Annotated in this window: 20 protein-coding genes; all 20 read right to left on the reverse strand. The window is 47.2% G+C overall.

Annotation, left to right across the window (positions count from 1 at the left end):
- Positions 1-3: 3 nt before the first annotated feature.
- Positions 4-1,380 carry a sensor histidine kinase gene (locus tag RQP50_RS09650; RefSeq protein ID WP_315745113.1) on the reverse strand — a complete coding sequence of 459 codons (1,377 nt, stop codon included), beginning with the start codon at positions 1,378-1,380 and terminating at the stop codon, positions 4-6.
- The gene (locus tag RQP50_RS09655; RefSeq protein ID WP_315745115.1) at positions 1,373-2,056 is read right to left on the reverse strand and encodes a response regulator transcription factor; all 684 of its coding nucleotides are present in this window, start codon (positions 2,054-2,056) and stop codon (positions 1,373-1,375) included. Before RQP50_RS09655 ends, RQP50_RS09650 begins: the two co-directional genes overlap by 8 nt.
- A gap of 135 nt (positions 2,057-2,191) precedes the next feature.
- A complete protein-coding gene (locus RQP50_RS09660; protein WP_315745117.1) occupies positions 2,192-2,761 on the reverse strand; it encodes a YdeI/OmpD-associated family protein in 570 nt (189 codons plus the stop codon).
- Positions 2,762-2,993: 232 nt separating this feature from the next.
- Complete coding sequence (locus RQP50_RS09665; protein ID WP_315745119.1) at positions 2,994-3,911, reverse strand: helix-turn-helix transcriptional regulator; 918 nt, start codon at positions 3,909-3,911, stop codon at positions 2,994-2,996.
- A 68-nt stretch (positions 3,912-3,979) separates the two neighbouring features.
- On the reverse strand, positions 3,980-4,621 hold the full coding sequence (locus RQP50_RS09670; RefSeq protein ID WP_072728617.1) for a hypothetical protein: 642 nt from the start codon (positions 4,619-4,621) through the stop codon (positions 3,980-3,982).
- Between the two features lie 2 nt (positions 4,622-4,623).
- Positions 4,624-5,814: a glutathionylspermidine synthase family protein gene (locus RQP50_RS09675; RefSeq protein ID WP_072728618.1), complete on the reverse strand. Its 1,191-nt coding sequence runs from the start codon at positions 5,812-5,814 to the stop codon at positions 4,624-4,626.
- Complete coding sequence (locus RQP50_RS09680; protein WP_315745122.1) at positions 5,814-6,836, reverse strand: hypothetical protein; 1,023 nt, start codon at positions 6,834-6,836, stop codon at positions 5,814-5,816. The genes RQP50_RS09675 and RQP50_RS09680 overlap by 1 nt, the downstream gene beginning before the upstream one ends.
- 27 nt (positions 6,837-6,863) lie before the next feature.
- Complete coding sequence (locus RQP50_RS09685; RefSeq protein ID WP_315745124.1) at positions 6,864-7,073, reverse strand: hypothetical protein; 210 nt, start codon at positions 7,071-7,073, stop codon at positions 6,864-6,866.
- A 356-nt stretch (positions 7,074-7,429) separates the two neighbouring features.
- Complete coding sequence (locus RQP50_RS09690; RefSeq protein WP_315745126.1) at positions 7,430-8,146, reverse strand: thioesterase II family protein; 717 nt, start codon at positions 8,144-8,146, stop codon at positions 7,430-7,432.
- 57 nt (positions 8,147-8,203) lie between these two features.
- Positions 8,204-9,019: an inositol monophosphatase family protein gene (locus RQP50_RS09695; RefSeq protein ID WP_315745128.1), complete on the reverse strand. Its 816-nt coding sequence runs from the start codon at positions 9,017-9,019 to the stop codon at positions 8,204-8,206.
- A 296-nt stretch (positions 9,020-9,315) separates the two neighbouring features.
- The gene (locus RQP50_RS09700) at positions 9,316-9,705 is read right to left on the reverse strand and encodes a DUF350 domain-containing protein (protein ID WP_072728621.1); all 390 of its coding nucleotides are present in this window, start codon (positions 9,703-9,705) and stop codon (positions 9,316-9,318) included.
- Positions 9,702-10,376 (reverse strand): hypothetical protein, encoded by a 675-nt coding sequence (locus RQP50_RS09705; RefSeq protein WP_072728622.1) that lies wholly within the window; start codon positions 10,374-10,376, stop codon positions 9,702-9,704. Before RQP50_RS09705 ends, RQP50_RS09700 begins: the two co-directional genes overlap by 4 nt.
- Positions 10,376-11,566 carry a glutathionylspermidine synthase family protein gene (locus RQP50_RS09710; protein WP_315745131.1) on the reverse strand — a complete coding sequence of 397 codons (1,191 nt, stop codon included), beginning with the start codon at positions 11,564-11,566 and terminating at the stop codon, positions 10,376-10,378. Before RQP50_RS09710 ends, RQP50_RS09705 begins: the two co-directional genes overlap by 1 nt.
- Entirely contained in the window at positions 11,566-12,264 is a 699-nt protein-coding gene (locus tag RQP50_RS09715; protein ID WP_072728624.1) for a hypothetical protein, read from the reverse strand. Before RQP50_RS09715 ends, RQP50_RS09710 begins: the two co-directional genes overlap by 1 nt.
- A 28-nt stretch (positions 12,265-12,292) precedes the next feature.
- A complete protein-coding gene (locus tag RQP50_RS09720; protein ID WP_028532274.1) occupies positions 12,293-12,502 on the reverse strand; it encodes a hypothetical protein in 210 nt (69 codons plus the stop codon).
- 340 nt (positions 12,503-12,842) lie between these two features.
- On the reverse strand, positions 12,843-14,603 hold the full coding sequence (locus RQP50_RS09725; RefSeq protein ID WP_315745137.1) for an ABC transporter ATP-binding protein: 1,761 nt from the start codon (positions 14,601-14,603) through the stop codon (positions 12,843-12,845).
- A complete protein-coding gene (locus RQP50_RS09730) occupies positions 14,596-16,371 on the reverse strand; it encodes an ABC transporter ATP-binding protein (protein ID WP_315745138.1) in 1,776 nt (591 codons plus the stop codon). Before RQP50_RS09730 ends, RQP50_RS09725 begins: the two co-directional genes overlap by 8 nt.
- Positions 16,372-16,451: 80 nt before the next feature.
- Complete coding sequence (locus tag RQP50_RS09735; protein ID WP_315745140.1) at positions 16,452-17,432, reverse strand: iron-siderophore ABC transporter substrate-binding protein; 981 nt, start codon at positions 17,430-17,432, stop codon at positions 16,452-16,454.
- A gap of 323 nt (positions 17,433-17,755) precedes the next feature.
- Positions 17,756-20,533 (reverse strand): S-layer homology domain-containing protein, encoded by a 2,778-nt coding sequence (locus RQP50_RS09740; protein WP_315745142.1) that lies wholly within the window; start codon positions 20,531-20,533, stop codon positions 17,756-17,758.
- Between the two features lie 266 nt (positions 20,534-20,799).
- On the reverse strand, positions 20,800-21,327 hold the full coding sequence (locus RQP50_RS09745) for a GNAT family N-acetyltransferase (protein ID WP_072728627.1): 528 nt from the start codon (positions 21,325-21,327) through the stop codon (positions 20,800-20,802).
- Positions 21,328-21,503 lie beyond the last annotated feature (176 nt).

A 21,503-nucleotide genomic window follows, 5' to 3' on the forward strand; every position in this document is an offset into this window, starting at 1 on the left:
GCTTTACAATTGTTCGAAGGCCAGCGGCAGCTTCACCGTCATAACGGTTCCCTCGTTAAGGGCTCCGCCAACCGTGATGTCGCCATGATGCAGATCTACGATGCGCTTGACGATTGACAGTCCGAGCCCGTTTCCTTTGACCGCTGTGTCCCTGGATTTATCCGTTTTATGAAAAGGTACAAAAATGAATGTCCGCTCTTCCTCCGCGATGCCAATTCCGCTGTCCGCTATGCGAACGATCGCCCATTGGCCGGAACGTTGAAGCGAGATCTGAATACGTCCTCCCTTAGGCGTGAATTTAACAGCGTTGTTCAGCAGATTCGTCCATACCTGATTGAGCAAATCTTCGTCCGCTTCGATCATCAATTCTTCTTCCAGCTCGAGTTCAATCTCAAGCGACTTCGCCTTCCACTGCGGTTCGCTCGCAATCACCGTACTTCGAAGCTGCTCGTCCAAGCGGAACTTCCGCGGAATGACGGCCGGATGCTCGGATTGAAGAGAAGACAGCCGCAGCAGATTCTGACCCATGCGGGACAATCGCTCGCTCTCTTCCTCAATGATCGTCAAATAATGCACGCGCTGCTCCTCATTCAGCTTCTTGCTCTTGAGGGCTTTGGTGAAACCGGATATAGACATAAGCGGCGATTGAATCTCGTGGGACACATTGCTGACGAACTCGCTTCGCATCTGATCCAGTGCGGCGAGCTGCTTGGTCATGTCATTGAAACTGCTCGTCAGTTGCCCGACCTCGTCCTTGCTTTTCGACTGGATCGTTACATTGAAATTGCCGGCAGCAATCTTGCGAGTTCCTTCCGTTAAGACGCGCAAAGGCCTGACGATATAACGCGCCGCGATCAAGATGAGTACACTACCGATGACTAGGGCAATGATCAGCACCGTGCGGGTAACCTCTTGGAAGGTTTTGATCATCTCTTGGAAGCGAGGCGAGAGGAACAACGCATAAGAACGAGAATCGATCTGGAAAGGGAGCCCGATCAATAGATGCTCCTCCTCCCGTCCACTCTCATTGACGTGAATTGTTCCCCGATAAACACCACCGTTCAATACAGACTGCAGCTTTGAAGCATCGACGCTTCCAATATTTTTATTCTGATAAATCAATTGTTTGGACGTATCGAAAATGCCTATGTTCAAGTTCGACAGATTGGCAGCTTGCTTCATATACTCCTCTGCCTCTCCATTCGGAGAGCTCTGAAGCATTCGAATCACCTTGCCTCCATAGGCAATGATTTCATTTTCGATCGAGCCCTTGATCTGCTTCGTATAAATCGTCGTCGATACCGACAGGGCAGCGATAAGACTCACGATAACAATCCCGATGAACACTAACGCGACCCGGAAATAAAGCGACTTAATCACGCGCCACCTCCAGCCGGTAACCAAGCCCGCGCAGGGTGACGATTCGGAAAGACTCATGATCGGCGAAGCGCTCGCGGATTTTTTTTACATGCGTATCGACCGTTCTTTCGTCTCCTTCATAATCCATGCCCCATATCTGATCGATCAATTGCCTGCGGGTAAACAGTTGTCCCGAATGATTCGCTAGCTGATAGAGCAGTTCGAATTCCTTCCGCGGGAGCGTGATTGTCTCCTGATTCGAGCGGTCGAAAATCTGATACCCGAGCTTATCAAGCGTTAGATCACCCAGTTCTATCTGCTGGGAGGACGCAATGCGATAACGTTTGAACAGCGCTTTTACCCGCAGCACCATCTCGAGCGGATCGAACGGTTTCGTCAAATAGTCGTCCGTCCCCAGATGAAACCCTTTGATTTTATGATCCTGCTCGCCTTTGGCGGTAATCATCAATATCGGAAACTCCCCGTGTTCGCGCAGCTTGCGGCATAACTCCCATCCATCCAGCTTGGGCATCATAATATCGAGAATGACCATATCGAAGGGGCGTCCTTCGGCAACGTATTTCCATGCATCCTCGCCGTTAGCCATTTCGATTATTTCGAACCCTTCGTCGGTCAAATACAAGTTCACCAGCTCGCGGATATGAGTGTCGTCGTCTACCAGCAATATTTTCGTCACCGTGTCATCTCCTTCTAGGCTGTTTGTTACTTTTCTTTGTAACTTGTCCAACCTATAAAGTCAAATACACGAACGTTATGAATTCCGAACCGAAATTTTCGCCATGTCCGTTCTTTGAAACATATCCGAGCGCACTTAATAATCGAGGAGTCGTCCATTATCATGCCATTGACCGTACATTTTGTTTTCTCTGGTGTTTGTTATGAATTTATCTAATCTGCTCCTATATAATTCAGGTTGATTTTTATAGCCTTGGATCGTATCGATCCGAACTCTTTTATAGAGATCCGGAAATGCCATAAAATTCTCATATACTTGCTTTTCCTCTTTTAGCCTTTGCTCTATAACCTTATCTATTTTAAAAGAATCGTGGCCCATATCAGGCAATACCTTTCTTCCTTCGTCTCTCATTAAGCCCAACTTTTCGAGGCGGCGGACACGTTCCTTATTCAATTCAGTCCATGAACTTCTTTTGCTTCGGGGAGACAGTCTCTGCGCCAGTTGTGTTTCAGATATTTTCTTTTTGATTCCATCGATCCATCCAAAACATAAAGCTTCTTCGACCGCGTCCAAATATAGCAGCGTATCCGGGATTGGCGTCAACCGAACTACGACCCAACAAGAGGTTTCAGTCTTACTATTCTCCTGCAGCCACTCCCTCAAATCTTCTCTCGATTTTGCCGTAATTAAATTTCCGATTTCCATATATTACACACATTCTCCGTTCTCATGTTTTGGGTTATTGAATTCATTATAGAGCCTATGGCCTTTGATATCATCGACATTACTGGCCAGACGCGGCACAATTTCTGATATGCGTGTTTGACGGATTCCGGCCATTGGATTGTTAAGCAGAATGGCTTGCTTAAATCAAATCGGCTTACTTCGGAGCCATTCTCTGTTGATAGTATAAAAAAAGATGTATGACAACAGTCTGTCATACATCTTCATAACGTTTGAGCGCATTTTGAAGCTGTGCTTTTAAGATGCCTCGCAGTGCATAAGGTTCGAGAACTTCGGCGCCACTGCCAAAACCAAGCAGAATTGTCCAAAGCCATCGTGCTTCCAACGGTTGATAAACAGGAATCCGCATCGTCATACTTCCATCGGCATGAAATTGCTTATCAATCTGGTGAAATTGATCCAGCGCTTCCGCCAATGCCTCCGGCCGCACCCGGATCACTACATCTTCCAACTGATCTTGCCATCCCTTGTTTGAAGAAGCAGCCTCTTCCGGCACTTTTTGATGTGGTTGAAAAGTATCCTGTGTCACGAACAAATTCATCAACCGCGACAGTCGGAACTCCCGATAATCTTGCCGAGCTCGGCAAAACCCGTACATGTACCAATTTCGATATTTAAAATGAAGCCGCAGCGGTTCCAGCTCACGGGTCGTGCGTTCATTCTTTGCATTGATATAATCAAAGCGGACGATATTTCGCTGGGCAATTGCCATGTGTAAACAACGAAGCACATCGGGTTCCGTGCGCCAGGTTTCCAGGTCCACGGACAGAGTCGTGGCGCGATCCTCCGATTCAAGCGTCTGCAGTCTTTCGATGGTCCCCAGCGCACGCTCATCATCAAATACGGTGGAAAGGCTTCTGAGCACGGTAATCAGAGAATTGACATCGTATGAACCGAGCAGACTTTTATCCATTTTGTATCCATCTATCATCCCATATCCGCCATTCGTTCCTTGATACGATACGACCGGGAAGCCCGCGGCACAGATCGCTTCGATATCCCTGTAGATGGTTCTTTGGGAAACTTGAAACTCTTCGGCCAACATGGAGGCAGACAACACGTCATGGTTCAGCAGCTTGTAAATGATAGAGATCAATCGCTCCAATTTCATATGTGTCCCCACCCGTTATTACAATTCGTATGGCTGGTCAGTATTATATCACAGATTTATTTAGATATTTAATCTGCCCATCCCCTGAATTTGGCCATCGCTTGGTCGTAATTGTTCATATCGTGTACTTCTTCCAGCAATACCGCAACCTTTTTCTTAGTTTTCATTTTGGAATACCGTTCCTGATTGATCGGCTGCTTAATCGTGTGCCCGGATGGCAGCGTCATGACCGCAAATTGACGGTATTTCCCTTGATATTCCGTTTTATATACACCAATCAATTCAACTTCTGCCTTCAGGCTGAGCTTTACATTTTTCAGTTCCTTTTCCGCTGCCTGCTTGGAAGAATAGGTTTTGATCGCCTTCCATGGAGACAGATGCACATCATTCCGCTTGCCGTCCTTGACGACCATGTCGGCCGTCATATATTTCAGCGCCCAGATCGTATCGCCGGTTGCATAATTGCCATCGTTCGGCAGCAGCTCGTTATCGGGAGAAAGCGTCATGTCTCCTCCAATGAGATCACCAACCGTGACAGATTCGATTTTATAATCCCATGGCACCGTCGTTGCGTTCACGTTGGCAGTACTCTTACCGTTGCCCACGCTCTCTCCCGAACGATGATTGCACATGTTTGCGACTAAAATAATAATGGCGATTGCTATTACGATCGTCAATATTTTACGAGAGTTATAGGGTTTGCGGCTCATATCTATTTTTTCACTCCAATCGCGATGAATTGGCTGTTATTGCCCGTGATTAACCCGCCGGCACGGCCTAAAATTCCGCACGGAACGCCGTTAATGACGAATACCCCTGTCAGCAGCCGAAACGTGCCGTGGCTTAGCTCGATGCTCGCCAGGTCTGCTCGCTTCTGGAATACGCGGCTAAAGAAGCAGCTCGTATCGAATCCGTCCTTATCCTCGACTTCCATGTTGCCCTGTCCATCGAATAAGCGTACGGAGCCTCCTTCGCGCCCAAACATCGATTTGGACACATAGCTTCCATTAAATACGGCCTTATTGTAGGTGGGCAGCACGTAATGCTCAATAACGGCATGCTCCTCCTGCGTGTACATCTCTGAGCCTAATTCGTGAATAGCCCATATGACAGCCTGCAGCCCTTTCGATTGTAAAATGATGGCATGCGGGGAATTCAGGATCTGAATTTGGCCTGTTTCGATCGAATAAGCGAGCGCTTCTCCGCCATCGTCGATACCCATCCATTCCTTTGGATACAACGCGAACAGACTTCGTATCGTCTGCTGTCCCACCTTGACTTCACCCTCATCGATCCACATATCCAAGCAATCCATGCAGCTTATTTGCAGCTCCGAATGCTTGACCAGCATCTCGATCGTTCCTGAATCCTCGGCATGCTCACCATACGCGACGCAAGCCGCATATTCCGGCCGCTCATCGGCCCAAGCTTCCTTTATTCGTCTTGCCATTCCAACGTTCGGCGTAGCGAGTCCGTATTGCTCGCACATCCAAGGCGTCGCAACCGCCGCTTCCACATATCCTGTAGGAGTGTCTGCATTCAATTCCAGCAGCTTTATCGCCCCATCATCATCTATGGCGAAGTCGAAGCGCGCATATTTGCTTAGCTTGCCGAACTCCTTCGGCTCTATGCTATCCAAGCCATCCCAGAGCACTTCCGGTATCGATAATAATGCATATAAGTCCCTTCGCCCGAGAACAAAGCGCGCCGTCTTGTCGAAGATGTTCCAGAGCTTGGCCGATACGACCATAAGTTCCTGAGCCATGCCTTCACTTATCGCAATCACCTGATCGATCCAGTACTGCTCCTCCCCGATATCCGCCCATGTGAATCCAAGCTCTTTCAGTTGGTCTACGCGCGCCGCTCGATCCGTATGCGGTTGCCCTATCGTTTCGAATTTCATTATCCGCCGAACCCCCCGCTGCTTGATGAACGACTTGAGGAGCTATATCCGCTTGATCTCCCACCGATGCCACCAACAGATGTAGATCTTGATTTAGACGAGCCGAATGACGAACTGCTGCGGCTTGATGAACTGCTACGAGTCGATGAGCTGCTATAGCCAGAGCTGCTGGACTTCGATTTGCTATTGGATACTGATCCGCTACCGCTCACGCGATATGAATTATTCGTTGAACCTCGGCTCACCGAGCTGCTGCCAGTCTTCGATTTGCTGCTGGTTCCTGATCCGCTACCGCTCTTCGATTTGCTGCTTGTCGACGAATTCCCTCCAGATACGATGCCGCTACCGCTCTTGCTTTGCTGCTTGCTCGTTAAACCGTTGCTGACAGAAGTGCTGCCGGCCTTCGCTTTATCGGTACCGCTTCCGTTCGACGATCTACGCGTCACAGTTCCCGTTCCCTTAGAGGTAAACGGACGTACGGTTGAGTTCACGACCGGGCGGTTTTGGAAAGTATCGCTCGAGAACGATTTTGCTCGATAAGGCTTATTCGTGCGAGTATCAAAGACTTTCCCGCTTGTCGCCCAGCTGGACGAGGAATAGGGTCTGCCGCTGTTGAAAATCATGTGGTACAAAAGTATATCGTCCCAGCCAAATCCTCCATCGCGAATGACAATCGGTTGAGATGATTCGCCAGTACCATTGAATCCAGTTGTTCCAGACGCACTGTTCGATCCTCCTGAAGAAGGTACGCTTTCGCCAGTTTGTCCCACCTTCTTTTCTTCTTTTACAAAAGGGATATTCCAGTCTGCGCTTGGATTAAAATAGGCCTTGACTTCCTCCGTCGACCATTCGGTCAATTTGGGTGTTTCCGCCTGCGCGGCAATTGCTTGTCCCGTTCCGAACGGAATCATGAGCAGGTTTGCGGCCAAGGCAACGCCAAGCGATGTGCTCAATACTTTTAGCTGCGTATGTACCAGTTCTTTCTCTTTCTCTTTCTCTTTCTCTTTCTCTTTCTCTTCCATTCCATCCAGCCCCCTATTACTGCTTACTCATGGTTGATGTACCGCTTCGACGAGCAGCTCGAAATTACCTGAATTTACATTCAAGCGCCCTTCCAGCATCTCATATTCCATGTCGTTCACGAGCAAATAGTTGGCGTGATTCAGCAATTGAATCATCGCAGCGTTCCATTCCCGCTCATCGAGCAAGGCTAGTTCACCCGAAGAGGTCTTTTCAAATATGATCATTTTGGTCTGCATGCTCTTCTCTCCTATCATAATCATGGATCTTCCACCAAAATTCCTCAATTAGTATATCATCTCTCAAAAAAATGTTAAGTAAATATTTTCTTTTTTTGCTATTTAGACTCTATTTACAAATAAAATTTCGCTTTACGCACAAATTTTAAGTTAATATTTTACATTTATTCATCAATTTCACCTCATCTTCAACCGAATGTGTATTGATAAACTTTCAACCTATGAACCCTCATTTTAGTAATGGGAAAAAATCTTTTTCCTCCTCTTTAATGTTCGCTCCTTGTTCCATCCAAAAACAAAGATGACCGACGTCCTCAATCAGACGTCGGTCATACTCATTACAGTTCTTTTATCTATCACACGGTGAGAACAGGAAGTAAGGTACGATTTAATATATCGGTTACCTTCGTGGTGTACTCGTTAAGGAAGAAGTGGCCGCCTGGAAGCATATGTACGGTGCAATCGGCGGAGCTGTGCTGCTTCCAAGCTTGCAAATCCGGCAAGGAGATTGCATCCTCCTCCCCGCTTAATACAGAAATGTTACAGGAAAGTTTGCCCAGACGCTCTTCATATTGATACAAATCCACAAGTCTGAAATCCGTCCGCAATACGGGAAGAAACAGCGTTAAAAGCTCTTTATTCTCGAGCAGCTCTTTGGGCGTTCCCCCTAATCGAATAATCTCATCCAGAAACTCATCGTCCGGGAGATCGTAATATTTCGTCCGTCTGCTTTCGATATGCGGTGCTCTACGCCCGGAGAAAAAGATATGCTTGGGCTCAGGTCGCTTCAGCTCCGATATTTTGTGCGCGAGATCATAAGCAATCCAGCTTCCCATACTGTGCCCGAATATCGAGTAGGGGCCGTCATCAAGCTGACTTTCGATCTTGCCATACACGTCTTCGATCATGTCTTCGAAGCTGTCATAGAACGGGGTTCCAAAATACTTGCCTCTGCCGGCCAATTCTACGGGAATCAGTTCAATACCCGTTGCCAAATGGGCTTTCCATTTGTTATAAATCATGGCAGACGCTCCTGCATACGGGAAACAAAATAATTTCATCTCTGGCTTCATCTTTACCTCCTAAAATACATAGCTTTATATCTATAAAAGCATTGATATCGCTTGGAGTTACGGTCGTACTGGCACTGATATGCCCGCTCGCACCATTCGCAACAGCTCTTGTTCATGGTCTGGATGACAAGCGATAAGGTATGGCTCTGAATTCATCCCAGTAAACGTTTCCCCATTAAAATCAATGACGGATCCGCCCGCTTCCTTAACCATCAGAATGCCTGAATACAAGTCATCTCCTTCAGATTTATACAGAACGATTCCATCCAAATCTCCCTTGGCAAGCATGCACCATTGCAAGGTTGGAGCCCATAGGCGCATCATTCGCTTGCATCTCGTGTCAATATAATGGCGCAAGCCAACTGCGGTAGGATCCTGCTGTACCTTATGCCCTTGAATCCAGCCAATATTCCCTTTGTGCAAGCTAGGACAGCTCTTTACTTGCATTCGCTGGTCATTGCAATAGGCTCCATTCCCAACTGCTGCGTGAAATAGTCGATCCGTCATCGGCTCATACACCACGCCCACAACCGGTTCTTGTTGATACATAACGGTGATGGAGCAGGAGAAGAGCGGGATACCAATTGCAAAATTATTTGTTCCGTCCAGCGGATCTACGAGCCATTGCCAATCACTGCTGACTCCAATAACCCCAGCTTCCTCACTATGGATTTGATGATCAGGGAAGGCAGCCTGTATTTCCTTTACAATGATTGCTTCCGCTAATAAATCAGCCTCTGTAACGACGTCTCCATGCTCATCTTTCATTTCCACGTGTGCCACTTGATCGAACAATTGCTTAATCGCCAGTCCAGCTTGTCGAGCCGCCTCGATTGCTACTTCTCTAGCATCCTGAATGATAAGCTGATTCACGATATAACCTCCCCCCGTTAGTAGGATGAATAACTACATGACCACTACTATTTTCCCGACTAGATGTGCATAGTTGATCACTAACTACCTCGATTCATCTTCCATATCTTGTATACAGTTTACTAGGTTCGAGTTAACTAGGCAATTCATAGATACATCATGAACATAATCATTACGTAAAGGAAGGTGCCATTCTTGGCCTTGAGACAACCACACGAAAAAAAAGACTCCCTTCTATAGAACAAAAGTTCATGTTCCTAAGTTACTAATCAGGGAGTCCTTGTGTACACAAGCGATTATATGATTAAACTGCTAATAGCGAATCCCATGCCAATGTATAGGAAACACAATAATATACCAACTGCAGTATTCCGATTCTGCAACTGCTCAGCTACACTCATCTTCGGAGTAACGAGATCAAACAGCAAATACGTTGCGATCAAACAGATGTATCCAACGCCAAACCATAGTGCCATATGGATAATGGATGAGTTCGTAAAAGCCGACACACCGAGCACAATTGCCGTGCCCATGAACTTGCCGCCCATCGCAAGCCCTACTGCAACATTGCCCTTCTTCAATTCTTCGAAATCATTAAATGGCGTCAGCACACTGAACACATACATGCCGATAAATTGTAACGCCATGATCGTGAGAATACTGATCAAAATATTCATAAATATCATTCTGCCCACCCCCGGAATTTGGCCATCGCTAAATCATAGTCCACAAAATCATGAACTTCTTCCAGCATCACGTTGACCTTTTTCTTGTTTTTGAACTTCTGATAACGAACATCATCAATTGGCTGCTTCACTGTATGTCCGGATGGAAGGGTGATCACGGCGAATTGACGGAGTTTACCCTGGTACTCGGTTTTGTACACACCCACTAATTCAACCTCGGCCTTCAAGTTGAGCTTCAGCTCCTTCAAATCTCTCTCGGCCGCTTCCTTGGATGAGTACGATTTAATCGGTTCCCATGACGACAAATTAATATCGTTCCCCTTCTCGTTAATAGGGAGCATATTAGCTGTCATATACTTGAGCGTCCATACTTGATCACCAGTCGCATAATTGTTGTCATTCGGCAGCAGTTGATTATCCGGCAGGATTGTCATATCTCCTCCGATGATGTCTCCTACCTTAGCGCTCTCAATCTTATAATCCCAAGGTACCGTTGCTGTATCTATGGAATTGTCGTTTCCTTCAGCTCCGAGATTAATGATGTACACGAAGAAAATAATTAGACAGGCAAATATCCCTAGCACAAGCAGATTGTTGATCATTCGTTTCTTTTTTTGCTGCTGAACACGAATGTCGTGATTTCGACTCCCGCTATTTCGATTCAGGCTCATTATTTTTTCACTCCAATCGCTATAAAATGGCTGTTATTCCCGGTAATAAGTCCGCCAACTCTGCCAAGTATCCCGCATGGCACCCCGTTGATGACGAACACACCCGTTAATAAATGAAAGGAGCCGTGATGCAAATCCACTTGTGCCATTTTGGCACGTTTTTGATAGACTCTGCTGAAGAATCGACTTGTATCAAATCCATCCTTATCTTCGGTTTCTACATTTCCTTGCGAATCAAATAGCCGCACAGAACCACCTTCGCGGCCGAACATCGACTTGGATACATAGCTACCGTCAAAGACAGCTTTGTTGTACGTTGGCAGCATGTAATGCGCAATAACTGCATGCTCTTCCTGTGTGAACATTTCTGAGCCCAGTTCATGGATCGCCCAAATAACCGCCTGCAGTCCCTTCGATTGCAAAATGATCGCATGCGGTGAGTTCAGTATCGTTGTATATCCATTTTCAATGGAATAAGCAAGTGCTTCTCCACCTTCGTCAATGGCCATCCATTCCTTCGGGTACAGCGCGAACAGACTGCGTATCGTCTGCTCTCCTACCTTCAGCTCCCCTTGATCCACCCATAAATCCAGACAATCGATGCATCGCATCGGCAACTCTGAATGCTTAACGAGCATGTCAATCGTACCCGAATCTTCTGCATGCTCACCATAACCTACACATGCAGCATATTCAGGCGGATTACTCGCCCAAGCTTCCTTCACTCGCTTTAACATTTCGCTATTCGGTGTCTCAAGTCCGTACTGCTTGCACATCCACGGTGTAGCGACTGCTGCTTCTACATACCCCGTTGGGGTATCTGCATTCAACTCCAACAGCTTGATCGATCCATTATGATCAATAGCAAAGTCAAACCGAGCATATTGACTCAGCTTGCCTATTTCATTAGGCTCAATCTGCTCCAAGCCGTCCCATAACACTTCCGGAATCGAGAGGAGTTCATAGAGGTCTCTGCGACCGATAATAAAACGGGCAGCCTTGTCAAAGATGCTCCACAGCTTCGCCGACACCACATGAAGCTCCTGGCTCATGCCCGCATTGATTGCAATGACCTGATCTACCCAATATTGTTCCTCTTCGATATTCGCCCAGTTGAATCCGAGCTCTGCCAATTGCGCGACACGTTCTGCTCGATTCGGATGCGGCTGACCAATGACTTCAAATCCCATTATCCGCCGAACCACCCTCCGCTTTTGGAACCGCCTGATGAACTAAAGCTGCTTGATTTACCACCGATTCCTCCAGGCGACGAGGAACTTGATTTACTTGATCCAACCGACGATCTGCGAATAATGGAACCCGAGCCGTTCGAAGTAGTAGGTCGAACCCTCGAATTCACGACAGGACGATTCTGGAAACTATCAGAGGAGAACGATTTCGTACGATAAGGTGAATTCGTCCGCGTATCATACACGCTACCGCCTGAAGACCAACTCGTAGAGGAATACGCGCTTCCTCGATTGAAGATCATGTGATAGAGCAGCATGTCATCCCAGCCAAATCCTCCGTGATGGACGTATGTCGTATGAGATGACCCTCCCCCTGACGAGCTGCCTCCTCCAGATGAGCTGCCAGTGCTCCCGCCAACACTACTGCTTTCTGATTCTTTCTCCTCTGGCAGTGGAATGTTCCAGTCCATATTGGCATCGAAATATTGCTTCACTTCCTCTGTCGACCACTCAACCAGCTTCGCCTGATCAGACGGAGCTGCACTCTGTTGACCCATCGCAGACGAACTCATAAGCAGATTGGCGGCGAGCGCAACGCCCAGGGATGTGCTTAATACCTTGAGCGGCTTTGCCGAAGTCGCACAGGATTCAGTCGTCTCTGGACTTGTCGTCTTCTGCTCCTGTTCATTTCGTTCCATTAATCCTTCCCTGCTTTCCGGTATATTTTCAAGGCTTTCGAACTGACTCGACGAGCAATTCAAAATTGCCGGTGTTCACATTCAGCCGGCCCTCCAGCATCTCATATTCCGCATCATTCACGAGCAAATAATTCGCATGTTCAAGCAGCTGCACCATACTGGTAGTCCATGCACGCTCGTCTATTTTCACCAGTTCTCCTGAAGACGTTTTTTCAAGAATTAGGATATTTGATTGCATGACACATTTCTCCCATCTTTAATGATGAAATAATCCTCTTTAGCTTACCTAGTATATCATTTTAGCGTACGAATTGTAGACAAGAACCTCCAGAAACCTGCATCTTGCATGTAAAAAAACCGCTCCAAAGTAAATGGGTACTCAAGTCCATTTTACTTTAGAACGGTTCATTTGATGTTTTCGTGAATGAAATGTTATCTAGCTCTTTGTGTTACTAGATCGAATATCTCTATCCTTTCTGACCCAATCCTGGTATCAACAATCAATAACTTGCGTAAGGCTAAGCCCAAGAATCAATGGGACATTATGAAGTAATCGCTATCCTCATTCCCCTACTCCTCTACTCTTCTAATTTCTCCCTTCTTCCTGCAACCCCTCTCCCAATCTTCCAGCCGCCAATCTTCTGCTGCTCATGCCATAGGCGATAGTACGTGCCTTCATGCGCAAGCAGTACTTCATGTGTGCCTTGCTCCGCAACCCGACCCTGCTCCAGCACAACGATGTTATCCGCTCCGCGGATCGTCTTCAGGCGGTGAGTGATGACGAGCACCGTCTTGCGCTGCGTCAGTTTCTTAATCGCGCGCTGCAAATGCATCTCGTTCTCCGGATCCAGCGAGGCCGTCGCTTCATCCAAAATGATGATTGGTGCGTCCTTGAGAATGGCTCTAGCGATCGCAATTCGCTGCTTTTCTCCTCCTGACAACATTGCCCCGCCTTCTCCAGCAATCGTAGCGTAACCGCGCGGAAGCTTCATAATGAAGTCATGGCAATAAGCCTCCTTAGCTGCCTTCACCACTTCCTCATCCGATGCATCCAGCTTGCCCATTCGAATATTGGCTGCAATCGTTTCATTGAAGAGATATGGCTGCTGCTGCACCGTACTAATTCGGCTTAACAGTTTCTCGCTTCTTATCGCACGCACATCTACGCCACCAATTTTTACAGCACCTTTCGTTACATCCCAATAGCGTGACACCAAGCCCGCTAATGTAGACTTGCCTGCACCGGAAGGCCCAACGATAGCGGTCAGGCTATTTTCAGGGATATGCAAATGAATATCTTGTAACACTTCAGCATCCCCGTGACTGAACGATACATGATCAAATTCAATCCCGTATGTCTGCGGAAGCTGGGGCTGTGCAGACTCTACCAATGGCTTCTCTTCAAAAATATCCCTTATCCGTTCCCCAGCAGAAGTCATATAGCGAATTTGAATCAGTGAAGCGCCTGCCACACGAAGCGGCTGATAGAACTTCATGCTGACAACCAGAAAAATAAGCAGCACAGAGACATCGATAACCCCGCCTTCCAGCAAGTAGCAGCCCACCATAAGCAGCAGGATAAACCCAAGTTCCAGCACAATGGAGAACAGCATGACAACAGGTGACGTCATCGCCTCCACTCGTATACTGTCATCTCGCAGCCGCGCCATGGCTTGCTCCAATCTCCTAAAGCGCTGGCCAGTTTGATTGTGTGCCTTCATTAGTCGGATCGTCTGCACGTATTCCAATAGACGCGAGTTCACAGCCACTGCGGCTGATTGCCGCAGCTTGCTGCGCTTTGCCATCACTCGCTGCGACCAGAATAATAATGGCAAGGCGAAGGGCACGGATACAAATACAGCGAGCGCTAATCGCCAATCGACAAGCAGCAGGAACAGTGCACTTACGATGGGCAGTGTAATCGCCCCAATGAATTGATTGAACAGATGCGTCAAGATCATTTCTACTTCATCCACATTGGCCAAGAGCGTGTGACTTATATCCCCTTGATCCTTCCGTGAAAAGTACCCCATCGGCAGATTGCGCAAATGTTCGCCCAGGCGCAGCCGCACATCCTTCATGATCAATGCGCCTGTTCGCTGTGCATCGATCTGGCCCATACTCGCAAATATCGCTTGGACGCAAAATAACAGCAGCAGAATCGCCAGCCACCAGCCAATTTCCAAGGCCGTAGGCGTACCGTTGAACAAGGATATCAATACCACGAATAGCAGCCCCATTGGCGCGGCATTTGCGACCATTTCCACGATGGTGAAAAGTGTTGCTCGAGTGAATAAGGCTCCCGAACGACCGGTTATGAAGCGTATTGTGTCAAACATAGGCCCCGTCCTTTCCTTCCAGCGACCAATCGTCTGCTTCGCGATGCGCGATCCACATGCCGGCATACAGCGGATTGTGCGCAAGCAGTTCGTCATGCGTGCCTATGCCGGATATGTGTCCATCCTCCAAGACGACGATACAATCGGCATCTGTTATCGAAGACAGTCGATGCGCAATCACGATGACTGTCCGTTGATGCATCAGTCTGCTCAGCGCGTCCTGAATTTTCGCTTCATTTTCCGCATCTGCGAATGCAAAGGCTTCATCTAGAATAAGTATCGGAGCATCCTTCAAAATGGCACGTGCAATCGCGATGCGCTGTCGTTCTCCGCCGCTGATGTGCACGCCGCCCTCTCCAATCAACGTATTGTAGCCGTTTGGCATCGCCATAATGAACTCATGCGCCTGCGCGGCTTTAGCAGCAGATATCAGCTCATCATCCTGAGCTTCCCCTTTCCCCATTCGCAAATTAGCTGCGACCGTATCGCTCACGATGGGAACATCCTGGAACACAAACGACACCATATCCATCAATTGCTCTGGTGGGATCGAGCGGATATCAATTCCTCCAACCTGAATTGCTCCACTTGAAACCTCGTAAAAACGAGCGATTAATTGAGCTGCCGTTGACTTGCCCGCTCCTGAAGGCCCAACAAGTGCGGTCACCTTACCATGCTCTGCCGTAAAATGAATGTCGTGTAACACTTGCCGGTTCTCATACGCAAACGTGACATTTTGAAAGGAAATATCGAATCGGGTGGTTGGCATGTTCCCCGTGCAGACGGTCATGGAGGATGACAGCTCCTCTTCCGCTAACAGCTGTTGAATACGCCGAACCCCTTCCATGTTGTTCTGCATCATATGAGCCAAGGTAGAAATCTGGCGCAGCGGTGCAGTTAATCCGACACCGAGCAGCAGAAACAATACAAGCACAGGGAAGGTTACACTTCCTTGACCGTACAACCAAGCTCCCAGCGGCATAATATACAGCAATCCCGATTCCAATAGAAGCAGGAACAGCGTATACAGCGGCGTTTTTTTACGGGCAATCTCGCCCCATAAGGCCGCATAGCTTTCAACAGAGTTGCGATAGCGGGCGAAAGAATGTACGGTTTGATTAAACGATTTAATGACAGGCATCGCATGGACAAACTCAACAATTGCGCCGTTCATCGTTTCCGATAAATGATGCATCTGTTTCATATCCTCTGAGCGTCTTCCACGCAAAAATATAATGCCCTGAACCGCATAAGCTGCTGGAATCGGCAGCAAGGCGGCGATCGCAAGCCTCCAGTCCACACTGAATAAGTATGCTATCGTTAACAATGGTGCCACAAGGGAAGCCGTCAAATCCGGAAGATGGTGAGCGATGAAAGACTCAATTCGCTCCACATCATCGGCTACGATTTTTTTTACACGTCCTGAGTGTTGTTCACTGAAAAAGCCAAGCGGCAGTTTGCCGAGCTTATCGATCAAGCACACACGCAAATCATAAAGCACATGAAATGCTGCGGCATGCGCTAGCATCGTCGAAGCCCCCATCAAGATGAAGCGCAGCAATATCGAAATAAAGGCCATAAGAATGAGCCAACGTATGTCGTGCCACTCCACAGTCGAGCGCAGCAAGAGACCCGTGATGCGGAACACAAGCACGTACGGAACCAAAGCAAATACAGCGCCTGCCGCGGAGCAGATACAGGAGGCGATTAATTTGACGCGCTGCTTCTGTACCAGCCGCAGCATAAACGGCAATGGTGTCGTTGCCATGATGCAGCATCTCCCTTCCTTATTCCAAACGTCAATCTAAAACGAACAGCGAATAACTGGAACTATGGATCCATCTAATCTTACTGATCCTTTTTCCCCATAGCTTGCATGATCTCTTCGATCCCGTCGATCTTCGCCAATGCCATTGGCCCAGGCAGTGAAGGGTCTGCAAGCTCATACACCCGGTTGTTCTTGGCGGCATTCATGCTGTTCCACACCTTGCTGATCTTCATCGCTTCCCTAACACCGTCTTGGATCGGATTCTGCCAGTTGTTGATGACGAACAAGTGGTCCGGGTTCAAGGCAGCAAGGCTTTCTAGCGTTATCTGTCCGTTCGCCTGTGCAGCTTCTACCGGCTTCAATCCAAGTCCCTTATAGAAGGGATCAAATCGCCCGTCATTCCACATGACAAACATCTCTTTGCCGCTATACATCGTAAATAGAACGGACTCATTCTGGCGGAACGCCAGTTTTTCCTTATACTCCGCGCTCTTGTAATCGAATTCCGCGAGCACCTGCTCAGCCTTCTCCTCCTCGCCAATGACTTCAGCAATTTGCTTCAGCGTTTCTCGCCATTCTCCAGCCTGCGGGAAAATAACCGTCGGGGCGATCTGCGACAATCGCTCATACTGCTCCTTCATATCATCTGCCGCTATGATCAAATCCGGCTGAACCGCCAGCAGCTTCTCGAGATTGGTCTCCATACCCAAGTCCTGAATTCCTTTGCCTGCAATTCGCTTGCTCAAGCTGGGGAAATTTCGCTCAATAATCTCAATTCCTTGACCGGCAATCGGATACGTGTCCAATACGGCCATATAATCGACAAAGGATATATAAGGCGTTGCGATCTTAAGCGGCTTCGCTTCCACGATCGTCTTGCCGGACAAATGTGTAATCGTTCGCGGGTACGCTGCCGCTGATGCTGCTTTATTGCCCGCAGCTGTCTGCTGTACCACTTCTTTCTCTTTGTCTGCATTTTCCTTGGCATCATGATTGCCGCATCCTGTAATCAGCAGCAGACATGCACATAACATTACCGTGAATCGTTTCATTGTTTTCATCTTCTCTACTTCCCCTTTGCGAGTTCTAAACTGATCAATGATAATAGTGAGAATCATTATCAATAGAATCATGTTACTACCTTCCGTTTCTTCCTGACCACCAGCAGACGGAGTAAGATGGCGGTTGTACGGATAAACAAGCAATAAAAAAACCGCTCCTAGTGGAGCGGTAAGTATGGAACGATCAGTATGGAGCGGTAGCAAGTCGAGATCGAATCATTCAAATACGACGAACTTGTTGCTCTTTTCTCTAATAGCTGCTAGAAGTTATCTAGATAAACGACTTATATCGAAGCTGGTATCGCTTGTAAGTCAATGCAGGATTATAGCTGTAAATAAAGTCGATACAGCATTCGTGCGGCTTCCCCGCGTGTAACAGCCTCGCGTGCTTTAATCTGTTTATTGGCGGGAACATCGATCAAGCGCTGCTTCACCGCCAAGGACATCGTGGGCTTGGCCCACTTGGATACCGTTTCTTTATCTACAAATAGATTTAAGTACTCCTCCGGATTCGAAGGATAATAATAATGCTTCCTTTCATGCAGGAATCTTGCGCCGATAGCGGTCATTTCTTGACGTTCTATCGTACGATCCGGCTTAAATGTGCCGTCAGGATAACCTTCGACGATATGATTTTTTTCTGAAGAAGAGATAAATGGATAATGCCATTGCGGCGGCTCCACGTCCGAGAAGCTTTCCTTCGCCGTTTCATCCATAGCGTTAAACGCTTTGACCAGCATCGTCGTGAACTCTGCACGGGTTAGCAGAGAATCGGGCATAAAATTGCCGTTTCCTTTTCCAGAAACGATTCCTTTGGAGCCTAAAAATTGTACCGCTTGCATCAACTCTGGATCTCTGCCGTTCATATCTGGGAATGATTTTGAATTCTCTTCTACAAGATAGGTTCCAGAACGATTGATTTCCGCTTCCATGCCGTTTTTGGACGGATTATACTTCCCGCCGATCGGCTCCCTAGCCTTCCCATTCACATAGAACACACTTGTGTTTGTCGCATCTATTTGGCTAGTAGGCAGAATGAGCTGAATATTACTTGGTATGCCCGAAAGCTCCTGCCCTTGCTCATTTTGAAACTGTACACGATATCCGCCGTTACTCTCTTTTACAAGACGAATGACGATAACTGGTTGCGATTGGAACAGACGCTCTGCGGTCGCAACATTGAATACGAGTTTCGCATCCCCTGCATGTACGGTAATATAGTCGATATCCTTTCGGCCGACTAAACCTTCCTTATCAAGTTTGAACATATATTCACTTTGATTGGATACAGTCACAATTTCCGCATTCACAATCAGTTCTCTCACAAGTGTAATCTTATTCTCTGATAGCGTCTGCTGTATTGCTGACTTCTGCTTAGACGCATTTCCAGCTAAACGTGCAAGCAGCTCGGATGTTATCACGAATTGGCCGTTAACAGGAGTCAGCTTCTCGCTGCTTGCAGCTGTAATCACAAGTTCTCCTGCTTGTGTCAAGCCTTCTACCATTTGCGGATTCTGCTTGTCAATGTCAGGAAGTGAACGGACTGCTGTGAGATACGTATTGGACTGCATGCTGCCACCCATGACATACAACAATACATAAGTCGTCTCATTCGGTAAGCCAGGTCTGCTAATGGTAGCTCGTACAATGGTTTGTCCCGGGGTGATCCCTTTCACAACCGGTACGCCATTTACATTCGCCAAGGTCCCGATGCCCGGATTCTCAATCGTATACATGATCCGAGTTCCGGGAACCACATTGGTTGCGATTATAGGCTGTAGCTCGCCAGGCTGCAGCATCGTGATGAACGGATACAGGCTGATTTCAGGAGATGTTTGTTTTTCTGGCTGAACCACTGCCTCAGGACGCTTCTCAGTTGGTATTTCTGTTGTTCCAGAACGTTCACCATTCGGGGTTTGTGTTCTGCTTGGACGTTTACTTTTTGATATTTCTGTTGTCTCAGAGCGAATGTCAGCTGCTATGCCTTTCGTGAACACAACAAGCTTTGGCAAGGAAGCATCATAATCATCCCACGCCCACAAAGTCTGATCCTTTTTTAAAGCATAATACCATGTAGAATATTTGTCCCGATGCTTAAGGTATATGGTAGCGATATCTGTAAGCTCAGGGAATACTTTATCGTCGTTGTACACGGACCAAAGCTGATCATCCGTGTGCAAAAAATACATGGTGTCAATAAATTGATCTATTAATGGTTGATCTCGCAACATCATGCTAAACTCAGCCATAGCTCGAGCGCCTGTTGCTATGGCTAATTGCTTGGGAATCGCTTCAGGATTATACGCTGGCCAAGACCAGACCGTTCCATCTTGCTTGAATGCAAAGTTTTTATAACTGCTTATCTGTATGTTGACGATATTGACAAGTCCTTTGATCTGCTCGGGACCTTTGTTTTTCGAGATATAATCCGGAAGGTACGAACTTGTACTCCATCTCCATACCGTACCGTCTTTCTTAACCGCATATGCGAAACCGTTCGCAGAATTTATGGATGCGACATCATCAAGCAACTTGGATTGAATTGGAATCGAAGAGGCATTGCCCATTTCCCTTCCCCAACTCCACACCGAACCGTCTGATTTTAATACGAACAAGGTCTTGAAGTTAGAACTGTCGAAAAAATCAGCGACGAGTGAAGTTACGTTATCCAAATCTTTGATGGGCGACGGAGTATTCATAGGGCTATGTATAATAGTGGCGTCGGCTTCGCCAGTTTTGGAGTCCCAATACCATACGGTTCCGTCCTTTTTTAACGCAACATAGTTAATAATATCTCTACCGTCCATCTCACGCGATTTGTACCTAAATTGCTTTACATCCTGCAAGCCCGGAATGTGGTACATTTCACCTACATAGAAATCTAAAGTTTTTAAATAATCTTTGTTCAAGACCCAAGTCCAAACGCTGCCGTTCTTTTTCTCCAGCAGCACATTGTCGTCAAGAATGTCGTAATCCTCGCCGATACGTGTATATTGCTGTTCGCTAACGGCACTTACATCATTCCCTTTGGCTTGAACCGAACCTGAATGAGCTGTAAGGACTAACATAAGGCATAGCAACGCTGACATTAATCGTTTCATTGTCGACCTCCATTAGAAATGTGATTGTTCCTCTCCATGCTGCCTTCTGGATTCCCAACAGTAAGCCGATTGCCTGTCCATCTTTTTCAATTTCGTTTCCCCCTCTTTTTTCTATATATTTCTTACTATCCTTTCATCGGTTAAAAGCTGCTTCGATTTCACTTTCGGCTACATTGTTCATATAAATACGAAAACTTACAAACACAAAAGTGCTGGCAAATTGCGCCAGCACTTCATCGTACAATCCTATCGAAGTAACATAACTTCTAAAGCGTAATCAGCATATGGATATCCTTCGGCTCTTTTTGGAAGAGCTCAGGATCTACTTCATCCGTCAACTGGCTGCCATTGCTCTTGTAAAAGGATACCGCCGAGCGAGTTTCCGTTGAAGAAACATAGAGGTGCTTTGCGCCCCTTCTTCTCGCTTCTTCCGCCAACTCATTCATAATGCGCGATCCGATCCCTTGTCTGCGATGAGTCCGAGATACATACATGAGATCAACCTGAAGCTGGTCGTGCTGCTCCCCGCGCCATTGATGAGCCAGTACGCCGAAGCCTACTAAGGTGTCTCCATCGAAAGCACCTACGGCCATACCGCCGTTCTGCAGTTCGTATACATATCGTTCTTCCATCTCCTGCAGCTGCTCGATGTCCCAATTCGGACATTCGTGGTTCGCATGGATTTCCGTCATCTTGCCGTCATGCATCTCATAAATCAGCTCAATATGCTCCGAGCGATCGATTTCCTTCAATTTGTCCACTTGAGCTTCCGTCATTACTTGATAGTTTATCATTGTACTTCCTCCTATTTTTGCGTGAATGTGTCATTCCAAACCGCTTTTCATCAGCTGGTATAACCAACTGCGACTTATCATGCGGCATTCAGGCAAAATGCAGGACGGGCAGCCATTAGAATCCTGATTCTACAATTATGGATTACCCTTTCACCTCCCTCTTAGATGCTAATCTA

Origin of the sequence: Paenibacillus suaedae, from assembly GCF_032337355.1 — a bacterium.
Lineage (GTDB): Bacteria > Bacillota > Bacilli > Paenibacillales > Paenibacillaceae > Paenibacillus_B > Paenibacillus_B suaedae.

Excerpts from the sequence above, each read along its gene's own strand:
- RQP50_RS09675 (WP_072728618.1), bottom strand. The coding sequence starts at position 5,814 with ATGAAATTCGAAACGATAGGGCAACCGCATACGGATCGAGCGGCGCGC.
- RQP50_RS09735 (WP_315745140.1), bottom strand. The coding sequence starts at position 17,432 with ATGAAAACAATGAAACGATTCACGGTAATGTTATGTGCATGTCTGCTG.
- RQP50_RS09740 (WP_315745142.1), bottom strand. The coding sequence starts at position 20,533 with ATGAAACGATTAATGTCAGCGTTGCTATGCCTTATGTTAGTCCTTACA.
- RQP50_RS09715 (WP_072728624.1), bottom strand. The coding sequence starts at position 12,264 with ATGGAACGAAATGAACAGGAGCAGAAGACGACAAGTCCAGAGACGACT.
- RQP50_RS09665 (WP_315745119.1), bottom strand. The coding sequence starts at position 3,911 with ATGAAATTGGAGCGATTGATCTCTATCATTTACAAGCTGCTGAACCAT.
- RQP50_RS09680 (WP_315745122.1), bottom strand. The coding sequence starts at position 6,836 with ATGGAAGAGAAAGAGAAAGAGAAAGAGAAAGAGAAAGAGAAAGAACTG.
- RQP50_RS09700 (WP_072728621.1), bottom strand. The coding sequence starts at position 9,705 with ATGATATTTATGAATATTTTGATCAGTATTCTCACGATCATGGCGTTA.
- RQP50_RS09685 (WP_315745124.1), bottom strand. The coding sequence starts at position 7,073 with ATGCAGACCAAAATGATCATATTTGAAAAGACCTCTTCGGGTGAACTA.
- RQP50_RS09705 (WP_072728622.1), bottom strand. The coding sequence starts at position 10,376 with ATGAGCCTGAATCGAAATAGCGGGAGTCGAAATCACGACATTCGTGTT.
- RQP50_RS09725 (WP_315745137.1), bottom strand. The coding sequence starts at position 14,603 with ATGTTTGACACAATACGCTTCATAACCGGTCGTTCGGGAGCCTTATTC.
- RQP50_RS09710 (WP_315745131.1), bottom strand. The coding sequence starts at position 11,566 with ATGGGATTTGAAGTCATTGGTCAGCCGCATCCGAATCGAGCAGAACGT.
- RQP50_RS09690 (WP_315745126.1), bottom strand. The coding sequence starts at position 8,146 with ATGAAGCCAGAGATGAAATTATTTTGTTTCCCGTATGCAGGAGCGTCT.
- RQP50_RS09745 (WP_072728627.1), bottom strand. The coding sequence starts at position 21,327 with ATGATAAACTATCAAGTAATGACGGAAGCTCAAGTGGACAAATTGAAG.
- RQP50_RS09670 (WP_072728617.1), bottom strand. The coding sequence starts at position 4,621 with ATGAGCCGCAAACCCTATAACTCTCGTAAAATATTGACGATCGTAATA.
- RQP50_RS09720 (WP_028532274.1), bottom strand. The coding sequence starts at position 12,502 with ATGCAATCAAATATCCTAATTCTTGAAAAAACGTCTTCAGGAGAACTG.
- RQP50_RS09660 (WP_315745117.1), bottom strand. The coding sequence starts at position 2,761 with ATGGAAATCGGAAATTTAATTACGGCAAAATCGAGAGAAGATTTGAGG.
- RQP50_RS09730 (WP_315745138.1), bottom strand. The coding sequence starts at position 16,371 with ATGGCAACGACACCATTGCCGTTTATGCTGCGGCTGGTACAGAAGCAG.